Genomic DNA, 13,849 nt, shown 5'->3' with positions numbered 1-13,849 from the left:
CGGGGGCACTCAGGTCAGTAGCCGCGGTACTGCTGGTTGTTGTACGGGTCCTGGTAGGACGGCTGCGGGGGCCGCGGGGCGGCCGGGCGCATGGCCTCGTAGCCCGTGCCCGTGGCCATCGGGCGCTGCTGCGGGGCCTGCGGTCCGGGGTAGCCGCGCGGCGCGCCTGCCTGCTGCGGGATGTACGCCGTCGGCGCCTGATGCAGCGGGGCGGGCTGCGGCACCTGTGGGTAGCCGTACGCGGGAGCCTGCGGGGACGGGGCCGCCGGGAGGGCGGGCAGTGCCGACGGCAGCGCGGGCAGGTTGCTGCCCATCGCGGGCAGGCTGCTGCCCATGTCGTAGGCGGCGGGGACCCGGATCGGGGCGATCTGCGGGGTGCCCCGCTCGGCCACGAGCGAGTCGTAGATCGGGGTGTCCGGGAAGGAGGCGGAGTAGTAGCCGCCACCATAAGTGGAGCGGGGGGAGGTCATGGCACATAAGTTAAGCCCACGATGTGCTGGTTGGGGAGACCGATAAGAGGGTTGTTTTCCGTGTCGGCAGTGACCTGGCATCCCCAATACGAGCGAACTTGGCAAAAATGGACGCCGTACAGCGTTTGGATCGTGTAAAGCCCGAGTTCCTGCGGGGTTACCGGCGGTTGACGGGCGATGTTCCTGCCCCGGTCATGGGCGTTCGCCGTGGCCCGGAATAGGTTGGGCGGGTAGAGATCAGTCAGGGCGACCGGAAGCGTCCGGGACACCGAAAACCGAGGGGGCGGACATGTCAATGCCGAAGGGATCGAACGCGCCGGTGCCCACCGCGGCACTGCGCGTCGAAATGGGCTGGCGCCCCGGACCCGGCGTGCCCGACGCGGACGCCTCGGCGCTGTTGCTCGCGGCCGGAAAGGTCCGGTCCGACGGGGACTTCGTCTTCTACAACCAGCCCGCGCACGCCTCCGGCGCGGTCCGTCACGAAGGCAAGCGGACTGCCGGCGACCGTGTCACGGACACCCTCTTCGTGGACCTCGCGCGCGTGGAGGGCGCGATCGAGCGGATCGTCCTCGCGGCCTCCGCGGACGGCGGGACCTTCGGACAGGTCCCGGGCCTCTACATCGAGGTGACCGACGCGGGCGGAGGCGGCGTGGTCGCCCGCTTCGACAACCCGGGCGCGAGCGTGGAGACGGCCTTCGTGCTCGGCGAGTTCTACCGCCGCCAGGGCGGCTGGAAGTTCCGCGCGGTCGGCCAGGGCTACAGCAGCGGACTCGAGGGCCTGGCAACCGACTTCGGCATCACCGTCGACGAGCCCCAGCACCCCGCGGCGCCCCCCGCTCCGACACTCGCACCGCCCGCCGCGGCACCCGCACCGCCCGTGCGGCCCCCCGTAACCATGCCGCCCCCGGCCGCCATGCCGCCCGCGCCCCCGGCCGCCACGTCGGCCCCCATGCCTCCGCCGACCTCGGCCACCCCGGCGGCCCACCTGCCTCCGCCGCCCCTGGGAGCGACTCCCGCGCCGCTGCCCCCGCCCCCCTCGGCGGCGCCGGTCCGCCTCTCCAAGGTCACCCTCACCAAGGCCGCCCCCTCCGTCTCCCTGGCCAAGCAGGGCGGCACCTCCGGCGCCATGCGGGTCAACCTCAACTGGCAGGTGCGCAAGCAGCTCCCCGGCTGGGGCGGCCGATGGGGCGCCGGCCAGGGGGACCTCGACCTCGACCTGTGCGCCCTGTACGAGCTCGCCGACGGCCGCAAGGGTGTCGTACAGGCCCTCGGCAACGCCTTCGGATCCCTGCATCGCCCGCCGTACATCCTCCTCGACGGCGACGACCGCACCGGCGCCGTGGCCGGCGGCGAGAACCTCACCGTCAACCTCGACCACACGCGGGACTTCCGGCGCATTCTCGTGTTCGTCACCATCTACGAAGGCGCGTCCTCGTTCGCCGACCTGCACGCCACCGTCACCCTCCAGCCGCAGCACGGCGCCCCGATCGACTTCTCGCTCGACGAGTGCACGGTTCCCTCCACGGTGTGCGCCCTCGCGCTGATCACCAACACGGGCGGTGACCTCCTCGTCCAGCGCGAGGCGCGGTACCTGGTGCCGGAGCGCGGGGTGAGTCCGCAGCGGACCGTGGACCACGCCTACGGATGGGGCATGAACTGGACGCCCGGCCGTAAGTGACCCGGTTCAGCCCTCGTCGGGCACGGCGTCCGGGCGCGCGTAGGTGCGGCCCTTCCAGGCCGCGCCCCGCCCCCGGTAGTGCTGCACGGCGGAGTCGACCGTCATGAGGAGATAGAGGAACGCGGTGAACGGCAGCAGGGGAGCGAGCCACAGCGGCTGCCGGTAGTAGCGCAGCATCGGCACGTACGTCGCCGTCATCACCGCCCACGCCGCCGCCCCGACGGCCGCCGTCACCGCGTCGCCCGTGACGGCGCCCGTCACCACCGCCCCGGGCGGCACCAGATACACCAGGGCGAGCCCGGCGACCGTCCCGAGGAGCAGCAGCGGGTTGTGCCGCAGCTGCGCGTACGCGCTGCGCGAGACCATCCGCCACAGATCGTGCAGCCGCGGATAGGGGCGCACACTCTCCACCCGCTCGGCCAGCCCCAGCCAGACGTGGCCGCCGGCGCCCTTCACCGCGCGCGCGAGCGCCACGTCGTCGATGACGGCGTGCCGGATGGCGTCCGGGATCCGCGCCCGCTCGGCCGTCTCCGCCCGCAGCAGTACACAGCCGCCCGCCGCGGCCGCCGTACGCGAACCCTTCCGGCCGATCCACCGGAACGGGTACAGCTGTGCGAAGAAGTAGACGAACGCCGGGACCACGAGCCGCTCCCAGAGGCTCTCCACCCTCAGCCGCGCCATCTGTGACACCACGTCGAAGCCGCCGGTACGGGCCGCCGCCACCAGCTCGCGCAGGCTGTCCGGGGCGTGCGCGATGTCCGCGTCCGTCAGCAGCAGGTACTCGGGTCCACGCGCGCGTGCCAGTCCGATGCCGTGCCGCACCGCCCACAGCTTGCCCGTCCAGCCCGGCGGCGGCTCGCCGGGGGAGTCGACCGTGAGCGGCAGCCCGCCGTGCCGCCGGGACAGTTCCCGCGCCAGCTCCCCGGTGCCGTCGGTGCTCCCGTCGTCCACCAGGAAGATCTCCGCCCGCCCCGGATAGTCCTGGGCCAGCAGCGACGGCAGGCTCGCGGGCAGGACGGCCGCCTCGTCACGAGCCGGGACCACCACGCACACCGACGGCCACGCCACCAGTTCCCGGCGCCGCGGCAGCCGGACGTCCGTGCGCCAGAAGAGGCCCTGGCACAGCAGCAGCCAGCACCAGGCGGCGAGGGACACGACGGTCGTCCACATGAGGGCGCTCACTGCCGCAGTCTGCCCCACCCGACCGGGCCGTATGGTCCGATCGTCTATCGTGGCCGGGTGAAGATCGCGCTCATGGACTCCGGAATCGGCCTTCTGGCGGCCACTGCCGCGGTACGGCGCCTGCGGCCCGACGCGGATCTCATCCTCTCCCTCGACCCCGACGGCATGCCCTGGGGTCCGCGCACCCCCGAGGACCTCACCGGGCGCGCCCTGGCCGTCGCCGAGGCCGCCGCGGCCCGCCGGCCCGACGCCCTGATCGTCGGCTGCAACACGGCCACCGTGTACGCCCTGCCCGCCCTGCGTGCCCGCCTGGAACCCGTGATCCCGGTCATCGGCACGGTCCCGGCGATCAAGCCGGCCGCGGCCGGCGGCGGCCCGGTCGCGATCTGGGCGACCCCCGCCACCACCGGCAGCCCCTACCAGCGCGGTCTCATCGAGGACTTCGCCGACGGCGTCAAGGTCACCGAGGTGCCCTGCTGGGGGCTCGCCGAGGCCGTGGAGCACGCGGACGAGACGGCCATCGACGCCGCCGTCGTCGCCGCCGCCGCGCTCACCCCGGACGACGTGACGACCGTCGTCCTGGGCTGCACCCACTACGAGCTGGTGGCGGAACGTATCCGCGCCGCCGTGCAGCGCCCCGGCGCCGCCCCGCTCGTCCTGCACGGTTCCGCCGGGGCCGTGGCCGCCCAGGCCCTGCGCCGCCTCGGCGAACTGCCCGCCCCCGACGACCCCGCCGAGGGCACCCTGACGGTGCTGCTGAGCGGCCGCGAGGGCGGGCTGCCCGCGCCCGCGCTGCACTACGCCGAGGGGCGGCTGCTGCCCGCCGCCGGCCCGCTCGCCGACCGGCACTGACACGGCGGCCCGCCGGCCGCCCCCGCACGGCCGCCCGGAGCAGTCACCGTCCGCGAGCGGGTACCCGCGCAGCGAAACCTGAGTAACCTCATAAATATGAGGGACCACCACGACGCCGAGGACACCCCCCACCCCGACGTCTGGACCGGGCGCGCCACCAACCGGGTGCAGTGGCTGCTGGCGCTGGTCGGCGCGGCCTGCATGGCGCTCGGCATCGAACTGGCCGTGGACTCGGCGTGGACCTCGGGCATCGCGCCGCTGGCGATGTCCGTCGTGGGCTGCATCGCGGCCGGCCTCCTGGTCCTCTTCGGCACCCTCGCCTTCGTGCACGTCGACCTCAGGCTCGACGAGGACTCCCTCGAAGTGCGCTGCGGCCACATCGGCGTACCGCGGCGCCGCATCCCGCTGTCCGACGTCGCCGGCGCCGACTTCGCCCCGCACGTCACCCCGTGCCACTGGGGCGGCTGGGGCTACCGCTGGCGCCCCGAGAAGGGCACCGCGGTCGTCGTACGCCGGGGCGAGGGCATCGTCCTGAGCCTGTGGGACGGCCACACCTTCACGATCACCGTGGACAACGCGGAGTCGGCGGTACGGGTCATCAGAGCCCGGCTGCGTACGACCACGCCCGGCACGCGCTGACGGCAGGTCGCGTACGACCCGTTAGGTCGCGTACGACCCGTTCGGCGCCCCACGGTCACACCTGGCCGCGCACGCTGACGCTCCGCCGCGCGCGCTGACGCCGGCTCCCCTCAGAGAGGTGTCTCCTCGCCGGCCCACGGCCGTGCCGTCGCCCATCCGGCCAGCAGTCCCGCGCCCGCCGTCACCGTGGTGAAGCTCAGCGCGTTGCCGACCGAGGCGAGCACGGCGAGCGCCGTCAGCGCCGCGCCCGCGGTCAGGGCGACCGGGGTCGGGCGCGGGGTGCGCCACAGGGCGTGGAGGACCCAGCAGAAGGTGGCCGCGAGCAGCAGTACGCCCACCACACCCTGCTCGGCCACCTGCTGCAGCGGTGCCGAGTGCGGCTTGCCGTCGGGCAGGGCACCGGACGCTGTCCCGCCCGGCTCGCCGAAGTGGCCGGGGCCGATGCCGAGCCCCGGCGCCCGGCGGGCCAGCCGCAGGGCGTTCTGCCACAACTGGACCCGCTGCGGGTCCAGCCGGCCCTCCAGCGCCTCGCCGAGACCACCGGGCAGGGCACCCGCGGCGACCGCCCACACCGTTCCGGCCGCCACGGCCGCCGCAAGCGCCAGACCCGCGATGCCGACGCCCCGGTGGCGCATCGAGCCACCGGTGAGCGAGCAGAGCAGCACGGCGACGCTGGCCGCGCAGCCGCCGGCCGATCCCATGGCGGCCCCGGTCAGGGCGATGCCGACGGCGAGCAGGCGCAGGCCGAGCCGCAGCGCGGGCACGGATGTCGCCCAGGCGGCGCAGCAGGCCGCGCCCGTGGCCAGGGCCAGCAGGGCGGCGCCGGCACCGGCGTGCCCGAGCGGTGCGGCGTAACGGTGCCCGGGCAGGACGTCGGGCATCAGCACGGCCAGCACCAGCCCGGCGGCCGCACCCGCGCCCGGCGCTGCCACCGGCAGCAGCGATCCGGAGATCCTTCCGGCGGCATAGCCGGCGGCGGTGGCGAGCACCGCGAGCAGCACGCCCTCCGGCCGCCCGTCGTGGGCCGCCGCCGTGATCAGCGACCAGGCGGCGCAGGACCCCAAGAAGATCATGCCCGCCCCGTCAGAAACGTTTCGTCTGACATGGCCCGCGTCCGCACCGGCCGCGGACCTCATCCCCGTCGACCCCACCCCTCGCCCCTCGTACCTGGTCCCCCGTCCTGTGGCACCCCCGGCCGCGGGCAACGGACACCGCCGCACCGCCGAGGCTGGCCACACCGTAACGGCTGTTGACCGGTTTGTGGATGAGTTGCTCGGGATCGTCGTGATTCCCGTGCACGACTGACGGGGGCCGCTCGCCGCGAAGACCGTGCCCGGACGCGGGCCGGCCGTGGGCGGGCGTCGGGCGCCGACCCTGTGCGGACCGTCCTGTTCCCGCCCAGGTCGGCCACCGTAGACTCCCCGGGTGACCGTCACCGCAACTTCCGTGGACCAGCCGGATCAGCTACAGCCGTCCCCCGCACCCGGTGCGCGCGGCCGCCGGCTCCTGCGTCTGGTCCCGGCCGTCGCCTCAGCGCTCTGCGGAGTGCTCCTCTATGTCAGCTTCCCGCCGCGCACCCTGTGGTGGCTGGCCCTGCCCGCCTTCGCCGGATTCGCCTGGGTGCTGCGCGGCCGCAGCCTGAAGGCGGCGCTCGGCCTCGGCTATCTCTTCGGGCTCGGCTTCCTGCTGCCGTTGCTGGTGTGGACCGGCGTGGAGGTCGGTCCCGGTCCCTGGCTCGCGCTGGTCGCCATCGAGGCGGTCTTCGTCGCCCTGGTCGGCGCCGGCACCGCCGCGGTGTCCCGGCTCCCGGCCTGGCCGGTGTGGGCGGCCGCCGTGTGGATCGCCGGAGAGGCGGTACGCGCGCGCGTACCGTTCCGCGGCTTCCCCTGGGGCAAGATCGCCTTCGGGCAGGCGGACGGTGTCTTCCTGCCGCTGGCCGCGGTGGGCGGCACCCCGGTGCTCGGCTTCGCGCTCGTCCTGTGCGGCTTCGGCCTGTACGAGGCGGGGCGGCTGATCGCCGAGCGACGCCGCACGCGGGCCGTCCGGCGCTCGGCCGCGGCCGTCGCGCTGCTGAGCGTCGCCGTGCCGGTCGCCGGCGCGGTCGCCGCCCGGCCGCTGGTCAGCGACAAGGCCGAGGACGGCACCGCGACGGTCGCGGTCATCCAGGGCAACGTGCCCCGCTCCGGGCTGGAGTTCAACGCCCAGCGGCGGGCCGTTCTCGACTACCACGCGCGCGAGACCCGCGAGCTCGCCGCCGACGTGAAGGCCGGCAAGGCCCCGAAGCCGGACTACGTGCTGTGGCCCGAGAACTCCTCGGACATCGACCCCTTCGCCAACGCCGACGCGGCCGCCGTCATCGACGGCGCGGCCAAGGCGATCGGCGCGCCCGTCTCGGTCGGCGGAGTCGTCGAGAGGGACGGCAAGCTGCTCAACGAGCAGATCCTGTGGGACCCGGCCAAGGGACCGGTCCAGACCTACGACAAGCGGCAGATCCAGCCCTTCGGCGAGTTCCTGCCGCTGCGCGGGCTCGTCGGCGCGATCAACCAGGACTGGACCGGCATGGTCCGCCAGGACTTCAGCCGGGGCGGCAGGCCGGGCGTGTTCGACATCGACGGCGCCAAGGTCGGCCTGGCCACCTGCTACGAGGCCGCCTTCGACTGGGCCGTACGGGACACCGTCACCCACGGTGCGGAGATGATCTCCGTGCCGAGCAACAACGCCACCTTCGACCGCAGCGAGATGACCTACCAGCAGCTCGCCATGTCCCGCATCCGCGCCGTCGAGCACAGCCGGACCGTGACCGTGCCGGTCACCAGCGGGGTCAGCGCGGTCATCATGCCGGACGGGAAGATCACCCAGAGGACCGGCATGTTCGTGCCCGCCTACCTGGTCCAGAAGGTCCCGCTGCGCACGTCCGAGACACCCGCGACCCGGCTGGGCATCCTGCCCGAGCTCGCCCTGGTGCTGGTCGCGGCGGGCGGGCTCGGGTGGGCGATCGGGTCCGGGATCCGGGCCCGGCGCGCGGGTGACGCGTAGCCGTAGGCCCGTCGACCGCCCGGCGACTCCACCTGAAGCGCGGGGACCGGCCCGTTAGGGTCGGTCCCATGGCTATTCCTGACTTCATCCGCACGATCCGGGCCTCCGCGGGCCGCCAGCTGCTGTGGCTCCCCGGGGTCAGCGCGGTCGTCTTCGACGACCAGGGCCGAGTCCTGCTGGGGCAGCGCGCGGACAACCACCAGTGGGCGGTGCTCTCCGGCATCCCGGAGCCCGGTGAGCAGCCGGCCGCCGCCGCGGTGCGCGAGGTCTACGAGGAGACGGCCGTACGGTGCGTCCCCGAGCGGGTCGTCATGGTGAAGTCCAGTGAGCGCGTCACCTTCGGCAACGGCGACATCTGCCAGTTCATGGACATCACCTTCCGCTGCCGGGCCGTCGGTGGCGAGGCACGCGTCAACGACGACGAGTCGCTGGACGTCGGCTGGTTCGAGGTGGACGCGCTGCCGCCGATGGACGAGCGTCACCTGTTCCGGATCAAGCAGGCCCTGTCCGATGAACCCACATGGTTCGAACCCACGAGTTTCGAATGAAGTATGGGGTGTGACCACATGTGGCCGGTCGGCGGTGCTGCTTAGGGTCGACCCATGACCCAGCCCAGCGCCCTGCCCGGCCCCCACGCCCCCTCGCTCGACCTCGGCGGCCGCACCGCCCTCGTCACCGGCGCCGCAAGCGGCATCGGCCGCGCCTGCGCGCTGCGGCTCGCGGCCGCCGGGGCCCAGGTCAGAGCCGTCGACCGGGACGCGGCGGGCCTCGCCGAGCTGGTGGAGCTGGCCAAGGGGTCCGGGGACCTCGCGGGCACGGTCGAGCCGCTCGTCCTCGACCTCACCGACCTCGACGCCGCCGAACACGCGGCCGCCGGCACCGACGTCCTGGTGAACAACGCCGGCATCCAACTGGTGCGCCCCCTGGAGGAGTTCCCGCCCGAGGTCTTCCACACCGTGCTGACCGTGATGCTGGAGGCCCCCTTCCGGCTCATCCGCGGCGCGCTTCCCCACATGTACGCGCAGGGCTGGGGCCGGATCGTCAATGTGTCCTCCGTCCATGGGCTGCGCGCGTCGGCCTTCAAGGCCGCCTATGTGGCCGCCAAACACGGTCTCGAAGGACTCTCCAAGACGGCCGCCCTGGAGGGCGCTCCCCATGGTGTGACCTCGAATTGTGTGAACCCCGCCTATGTGCGCACCCCACTGGTCGAGAAGCAGATCGCCGACCAGGCACAGGCCCACGGCATCCCCGAGGAGCGCGTGCTGTCCGAGGTGCTGCTCAAGGACAGCGCCGTGCGGCGGCTCATCGAGCCGGAGGAGGTCGCCGAGGCCGTCGCGTATCTGTGCGGCCCGCAGGCGTCCTTCGTCACCGGCACCTCGCTGGTCCTGGACGGCGGATGGACCGCGCACTGAGCAGGTCCGCGCGGCGGGTCCGGGAAGTTGTCCACAGGCCTGCCGCGCCGGGCGGCCGATGCGGAATCCTGTGACCATGTCCCGCGATCACGTCCAGCCCGCCGAGCGCCCCGCCACCGGGAACGCCACCCGGAACGCCACCGGGGTGTCCGACGTGTCCGACGGCAGCGCGGAGGTCCCGTACCTCGCGCTGCTGGCCCGCGACGCCTCCGTCGAAGCCTACGAGCAGCCGGTGCTGCTCGCCCGCGCCGGGGCACAGCCGGCCGCCCGGATCGCCGGGCTGGAGCAGGCCAAGCTCCTCGCCCTGCGCGTCCGTTCCGAACTCGAAGGACGCCGGCGACGCGAGGCGGAGCTGTCCGCGCTCTTCGAGACCGCCCACGACCTGGCGGGACTCAGAGACCTGGACGCCGTCCTCCAGGCGATCGTGCAGCGCGCCCGCTCCCTGCTCGGCACGGACATCGCCTACCTCAGCCTGAACGACCCGGCACGCGGCGACACCTACATGCGGGTGACCGAGGGTTCCGTCTCCGCCCGCTTCCAGCAGCTGCGCCTCGGCATGGGGGAGGGGCTCGGCGGCCTCGTCGCGCAGACCGCGCGGCCGTACGTCACCGACGACTACTTCCAGGACAGCCGCTTCCAGCACACCCTCGCCATCGACGCCGGAGTGCGCGACGAGGGCCTGGTCGCCATCCTCGGCGTCCCGCTGATGCTCGGACCGCACGTCATCGGCGTCCTGTTCGCCGCGGACCGGCGCGCCCGCGTCTTCGAACGCGCGCAGATCGCCCTGCTCGGCTCCTTCGCCGCGCTCGCCGCTGCCGCCATCGACACCGCGAACCTGCTCACCGAGACACGTTCGGCCCTGGCCGAGCTGGAGCACGCGACCGAGATCATCCGGGACCGCAGCGCGGTCATCGAGCGCGCCTCCGAGGTGCACGACCGGCTCGCCGAACTCGTCCTGCGCGGCGGCGGGGTCCACGACGTGGCCGCCGCCGTCTCCCAGGTCCTCGACGGCACGGTCGAGTTCACCGAGACCGGCACGGCACCGGCCGAGGCACTGAAGGCGTCCAGCACCGAGGGGCACGCCGTACCCCACGGCGCCGACTGGATCGCCGCGGTCGCCGCCGGCGGGGAACTCCTCGGCGCGCTCGTCCTGCGCGGCCACCCGAACCTCGACCCCGTCGACCAGCGCACCCTGGAACGCGCGGCGATGGTCACCTCCCTGCTGCTGCTCGCCCGCCGCTCCGCGGCGGAGGCCGAACAGCGGGTGCGGGGAGAGCTGCTGGACGACCTGCTGGACGCCCGCGACCGGGACCCGCGCCTGCTGCGCGAGCGCGCCGCACGGCTGCACGCCGACCTGGACGCCACCCACGTCGTCCTCGCCGCCCGCCTCGACGGCCCCACGGCCGACGCCGAGGAGGAGGCCGCCGCCCGCCGCCGCCTGTGGTCCGCCGCCTCCCACCTCGCCGCCACCCGGCACGGCCTGGCCGCCGCCCGCGACGGCGGCACGGTCCTGCTGCTGCCGCTCGGCACCGGCGACACCGCCACGGACCTGGCCCGCCGCACCGCCCGCGACCTCGGCACGGCCGTCCAACAGCCCGTCACCGTCGGCGCCTCCGCCCCCGTCACCGACCTCGCCGCGCACCCCGACACGGTGGCCGCCGCCTACGCCGAGGGCCGCCGCTGCCTGGACGCCCTGCACCTGTTGGGCCGTAGTGGAGACGGCGCGGCGGCCGAGGACTTCGGCTTCCTCGGCCTGCTGCTGGCCGGCGAACGGGACATCGGCGGCTTCGTCGAGCGCACCATCGGCCCGGTGGTGGCGTACGACGAACGGCGCGGCACGGATCTGCTGCGCACCCTGGACGCCTACTTCGCCTGCGCGATGAGTCCGGCCCGCACCAAGGACACCCTCCACGTGCACGTGAACACCGTCGCCCAGCGGCTGGAGCGGGTGGGCCGCCTGCTCGGCGAGGACTGGCAGACACCCTCCCGCGCTCTGGAGATCCAACTGGCCCTGCGCCTGCACTCGTTGGCGGCGCCGGGACGGCACTGACCGGCTCCCCGCGTGGGGAGCCGGTCGGCGTAGGCGAGTGTCTGTGGCGGCGGGGGCGCCGGTCAGGCCGTGCGGGCCCCGGCCGCCGGGCTCGCCGCGGCCTGCTCCCCGCCGTCCGCCTCCACCTGGGCGAGGTCACGGTGCCGGGTCTCCCGGGCCACACCCACCGCGACCAGGGTCAGGACGGCGGCGGCGATCACGTACAGCGCGATCGGCGTGGAGCTGTCGTACTCGGACAGCAGCGCGGTGGCGATGAGCGGTGCCGGCGCGCCGGCCGCCACGGAGGCGAACTGCGCGCCGATGGAGGCACCGGAGTACCGCATCCGGGTGGCGAACATCTCGGCGAAGAACGCGGCCTGGGGCGCGTACATGGCACCGTGCAGCACCAGGCCGACGGTCACGGCCAGCACCAGGTACCCGAACGAACCGGTGTCGACGAGCGAGAAGAACGGGAACATCCACAACCCGACGCCGGCCGCGCCGAACAGGTACACGGGCCGCCGGCCGACCCGGTCGGAGAGCGCGCCCCAGGCGGGGATCACGGCGAAGTGCACGGCGGAGCCGATGAGGACGGCGTTGAGCGCGGTCTGCTTCGAGACACCGGCCGAGGTGGTGGCGTAGACGAGGATGAAAGCTGTGATGACGTAGTAGCTGATGTTCTCCGCCATGCGGGCGCCCATCGCGACGAGGATGTCACGCCAGTGGTGGCGCAGCACGGAGACGAGCGGCAGCTTCTCCTTGCCCTCGCCCTTGCGGGCCTCGGCCCGCGCCAGCGCCTCCTTGAAGACGGGCGACTCGTCGACAGAGAGACGAATCCACAAACCGACCATCACCAGCACACCGGAGAGCAGGAACGGGATGCGCCAGCCCCAGCTGCCGAAGGCGTCGTCCGACAGCACCGCGGTGAGCAGGGACAGCACACCGGTGGCGAGCAACTGCCCGGCCGGCGCACCGGTCTGCGGCCACGCGGCCCAGAAACCGCGCCGCCGCGCGTCCCCGTGCTCGGACACCAGCAGGACGGCACCGCCCCACTCACCGCCGAGCGCGAACCCCTGCACGAGCCGCAGCGCGGTCAGCAGCACCGGCGCCGCGCTCCCGATGGTCGCGTGCGTGGGCAGCAGACCGATGGCGAAGGTCGCCCCGCCCATCAGCAGCAGGCTCAGCACCAGCAGCTTCTTGCGCCCCAGCCGGTCACCGTAGTGCCCGAACACCAGCGCACCGATCGGCCGGGCCGCGAATCCGACCGCATACGTCAGGAACGACAGCAGCGTGCCGACGAGCGGGTCGGAGTCCGGAAAGAACAGCTTGTTGAACACCAGCGCCGCGGCGGACCCGTACAGGAAGAAGTCGTACCACTCGATGGTGGTGCCGATGAGGCTGGCGGCGACGATACGGGGGAGCTTGGCGGGGGGTGGGGGAGCGGTGGTTCCGGAGGCCATGTGCGCCACTTCCTCGTGTGCGGTGGGGACGGGTACGTGTCGGCACACGGTAGGAAGAGGCAGGTCAGGAACACATGTGGTGGGGCAACATAGTTCGAGGGTTGGCTATGCGTGCGGCCACTATGTCGGCTCACGGAAGGGCGGTTCAGGGGCTCGAAGGTAGTCGAAACGAGTGCCGTCCGGGACGCGCAGTTCGGGGTGATTTGACGGTGCGGTGCTGACTCCCGTGCTGGTTTGGTGCTGACTAAAAGCCCACGTCATAGTGCAACCCTGCACGACGGCGTGCTGACCGTCACGGTGCCCAAAGCACAGGCCACCAAGGGCGCGGCACATCGAGATCACCGGGTCCTGACCCTGCCCGGTGTGTGCCGCGAAGCGGTCGCACGGCAGACCCATCGTGCGCGCGCGGATCTGCCGTGCGACAGCCGATCTGCCAGTACAGGGGGGTGTGGACAGGAAGGCTGATGCCCCACGTCAGGACCGTGGCCGCGGCACTTCACGCCTACCGGTCCGCATGGGCCGGTCTGCACGATCCGGTGAGCCCGCTCAGCTACTGCCGACTGGACGACACCGCCAACACATTTGTGCCTGGCGGGCAGCTTGGCGGAGCGAACTCCGAAGGCGACTGCGAATGGGCCGGTATCGGCTCTCAGGGTGACGGCGTGTTGCGCGATTCCAGATGGGGCAGAGCTCGCCGAGGCAGGCCAGGGTGCGGTGACCCATGGCAGCCCCGGTCGCGGGCGTTTTGCTGAAGGGCGCGGAGTAGCTGGAGTTCGGCGATACGGCGTTCTGTCTCCGCGAGGTGCTTGTCGAGGAGTTGGGCCAGAATCGAGCAGGTGGGGTGGCCACCACGCCCGGTGTCGAGGATGGTCTTGCTCTCTGACTGTCAGTCCCAGGACCTGGACTGCCGCGGCCGGAGGCGGTGCGGGCAGGCGGGTCGATGTGTCCGTGGGCTTCGTAGAGGCGTATGGCCTTGGGAGTGAGCCCGGTCTGGTGGGCGACGCGGCCGACGGTGAGCATGGGCGGCGGTTCCTTCGATGGGTGTGGCGTCGAAATCGCCGGCACGACTCGCGGTCCCGACCGTGGTGCCG

The 13,849-nt window shown here is 73.2% G+C and carries 12 protein-coding genes and 1 pseudogene; 7 read left to right on the top strand and 6 right to left on the bottom strand.

What is annotated here, in order from left to right; all coding sequences use genetic code 11:
* Window positions 1–14: 14 nt before the first annotated feature.
* Entirely contained in the window at window positions 15–470 is a 456-nt protein-coding gene (locus ABZ865_RS24240) for a DUF6643 family protein (RefSeq protein ID WP_361233952.1), read from the bottom strand.
* Between the two features lie 295 nt (window positions 471–765).
* Here ABZ865_RS24240 and ABZ865_RS24235 point away from each other — a divergent pair, with 295 nt between their 5' ends.
* Window positions 766–2,148, top strand: coding sequence for a TerD family protein (locus tag ABZ865_RS24235; protein ID WP_361234574.1), 1,383 nt, complete (start codon window positions 766–768; stop codon window positions 2,146–2,148).
* A gap of 6 nt (window positions 2,149–2,154) precedes the next feature.
* Here the strand turns inward: ABZ865_RS24235 and ABZ865_RS24230 are convergent, their stop codons facing one another.
* A complete protein-coding gene (locus ABZ865_RS24230; RefSeq protein ID WP_361234571.1) occupies window positions 2,155–3,318 on the bottom strand; it encodes a glycosyltransferase in 1,164 nt (387 codons plus the stop codon).
* 69 nt (window positions 3,319–3,387) lie between these two features.
* Here ABZ865_RS24230 and ABZ865_RS24225 point away from each other — a divergent pair, with 69 nt between their 5' ends.
* Together ABZ865_RS24225 and ABZ865_RS24220 are read left to right on the top strand one after the other, a co-directional pair.
* The gene (locus tag ABZ865_RS24225; protein ID WP_361233949.1) at window positions 3,388–4,182 is read left to right on the top strand and encodes an aspartate/glutamate racemase family protein; all 795 of its coding nucleotides are present in this window, start codon (window positions 3,388–3,390) and stop codon (window positions 4,180–4,182) included.
* A gap of 96 nt (window positions 4,183–4,278) precedes the next feature.
* Window positions 4,279–4,821 (top strand): hypothetical protein, encoded by a 543-nt coding sequence (locus ABZ865_RS24220; RefSeq protein ID WP_361233946.1) that lies wholly within the window; start codon window positions 4,279–4,281, stop codon window positions 4,819–4,821.
* Window positions 4,822–4,931: 110 nt separating this feature from the next.
* Here the strand turns inward: ABZ865_RS24220 and ABZ865_RS24215 are convergent, their stop codons facing one another.
* On the bottom strand, window positions 4,932–5,894 hold the full coding sequence (locus ABZ865_RS24215; RefSeq protein WP_361233943.1) for an O-antigen ligase family protein: 963 nt from the start codon (window positions 5,892–5,894) through the stop codon (window positions 4,932–4,934).
* A 352-nt stretch (window positions 5,895–6,246) separates the two neighbouring features.
* On the opposite strand from ABZ865_RS24215, the gene lnt reads away from it, so the two are divergent.
* The 4 genes from lnt (at window position 6,247) to ABZ865_RS24195 (ending at window position 11,319) form a co-directional block, all read left to right on the top strand.
* The gene (gene lnt, locus ABZ865_RS24210; RefSeq protein ID WP_361233940.1) at window positions 6,247–7,857 is read left to right on the top strand and encodes an apolipoprotein N-acyltransferase; all 1,611 of its coding nucleotides are present in this window, start codon (window positions 6,247–6,249) and stop codon (window positions 7,855–7,857) included.
* 68 nt (window positions 7,858–7,925) lie between these two features.
* A complete protein-coding gene (locus tag ABZ865_RS24205; RefSeq protein WP_361233937.1) occupies window positions 7,926–8,405 on the top strand; it encodes an NUDIX domain-containing protein in 480 nt (159 codons plus the stop codon).
* 54 nt (window positions 8,406–8,459) lie between these two features.
* Entirely contained in the window at window positions 8,460–9,269 is an 810-nt protein-coding gene (locus tag ABZ865_RS24200) for a 3-hydroxybutyrate dehydrogenase (protein WP_361233934.1), read from the top strand.
* Window positions 9,270–9,345: 76 nt separating this feature from the next.
* Window positions 9,346–11,319 carry a GAF domain-containing protein gene (locus ABZ865_RS24195; RefSeq protein ID WP_361233931.1) on the top strand — a complete coding sequence of 658 codons (1,974 nt, stop codon included), beginning with the start codon at window positions 9,346–9,348 and terminating at the stop codon, window positions 11,317–11,319.
* A 62-nt stretch (window positions 11,320–11,381) separates the two neighbouring features.
* On the opposite strand, the gene ABZ865_RS24190 is transcribed toward ABZ865_RS24195, so the two are convergent.
* From ABZ865_RS24190 to ABZ865_RS24180, 3 genes and pseudogenes are all read right to left on the bottom strand, one after another.
* On the bottom strand, window positions 11,382–12,758 hold the full coding sequence (locus ABZ865_RS24190; RefSeq protein ID WP_361233928.1) for an MFS transporter: 1,377 nt from the start codon (window positions 12,756–12,758) through the stop codon (window positions 11,382–11,384).
* Window positions 12,759–13,407: 649 nt separating this feature from the next.
* Window positions 13,408–13,626, bottom strand: coding sequence for a MerR family DNA-binding protein (locus tag ABZ865_RS24185; RefSeq protein WP_361234569.1), 219 nt, complete (start codon window positions 13,624–13,626; stop codon window positions 13,408–13,410).
* A gap of 53 nt (window positions 13,627–13,679) precedes the next feature.
* Window positions 13,680–13,778, bottom strand: a pseudogene (locus ABZ865_RS24180) (MerR family DNA-binding transcriptional regulator); the annotation flags it as partial.
* Window positions 13,779–13,849: the final 71 nt, after the last annotated feature.

It is taken from the genome of Streptomyces sp. NPDC047085, assembly GCF_040643735.1.
Taxonomy (GTDB): Bacteria; Actinomycetota; Actinomycetes; order Streptomycetales; family Streptomycetaceae; genus Streptomyces.
Note: the sequence above shows the minus strand (reverse complement) of the source record. Positions and strands in the feature narration are given on the sequence as shown.

Excerpts from the sequence above, each read along its gene's own strand:
- ABZ865_RS24240 (WP_361233952.1), bottom strand. The coding sequence starts at position 470 with ATGACCTCCCCCCGCTCCACTTATGGTGGCGGCTACTACTCCGCCTCC.
- ABZ865_RS24235 (WP_361234574.1), top strand. The coding sequence starts at position 766 with ATGCCGAAGGGATCGAACGCGCCGGTGCCCACCGCGGCACTGCGCGTC.
- ABZ865_RS24230 (WP_361234571.1), bottom strand. The coding sequence starts at position 3,318 with ATGTGGACGACCGTCGTGTCCCTCGCCGCCTGGTGCTGGCTGCTGCTG.
- ABZ865_RS24220 (WP_361233946.1), top strand. The coding sequence starts at position 4,279 with ATGAGGGACCACCACGACGCCGAGGACACCCCCCACCCCGACGTCTGG.
- ABZ865_RS24215 (WP_361233943.1), bottom strand. The coding sequence starts at position 5,894 with ATGATCTTCTTGGGGTCCTGCGCCGCCTGGTCGCTGATCACGGCGGCG.
- ABZ865_RS24205 (WP_361233937.1), top strand. The coding sequence starts at position 7,926 with ATGGCTATTCCTGACTTCATCCGCACGATCCGGGCCTCCGCGGGCCGC.
- ABZ865_RS24200 (WP_361233934.1), top strand. The coding sequence starts at position 8,460 with ATGACCCAGCCCAGCGCCCTGCCCGGCCCCCACGCCCCCTCGCTCGAC.
- ABZ865_RS24195 (WP_361233931.1), top strand. The coding sequence starts at position 9,346 with ATGTCCCGCGATCACGTCCAGCCCGCCGAGCGCCCCGCCACCGGGAAC.
- ABZ865_RS24190 (WP_361233928.1), bottom strand. The coding sequence starts at position 12,758 with ATGGCCTCCGGAACCACCGCTCCCCCACCCCCCGCCAAGCTCCCCCGT.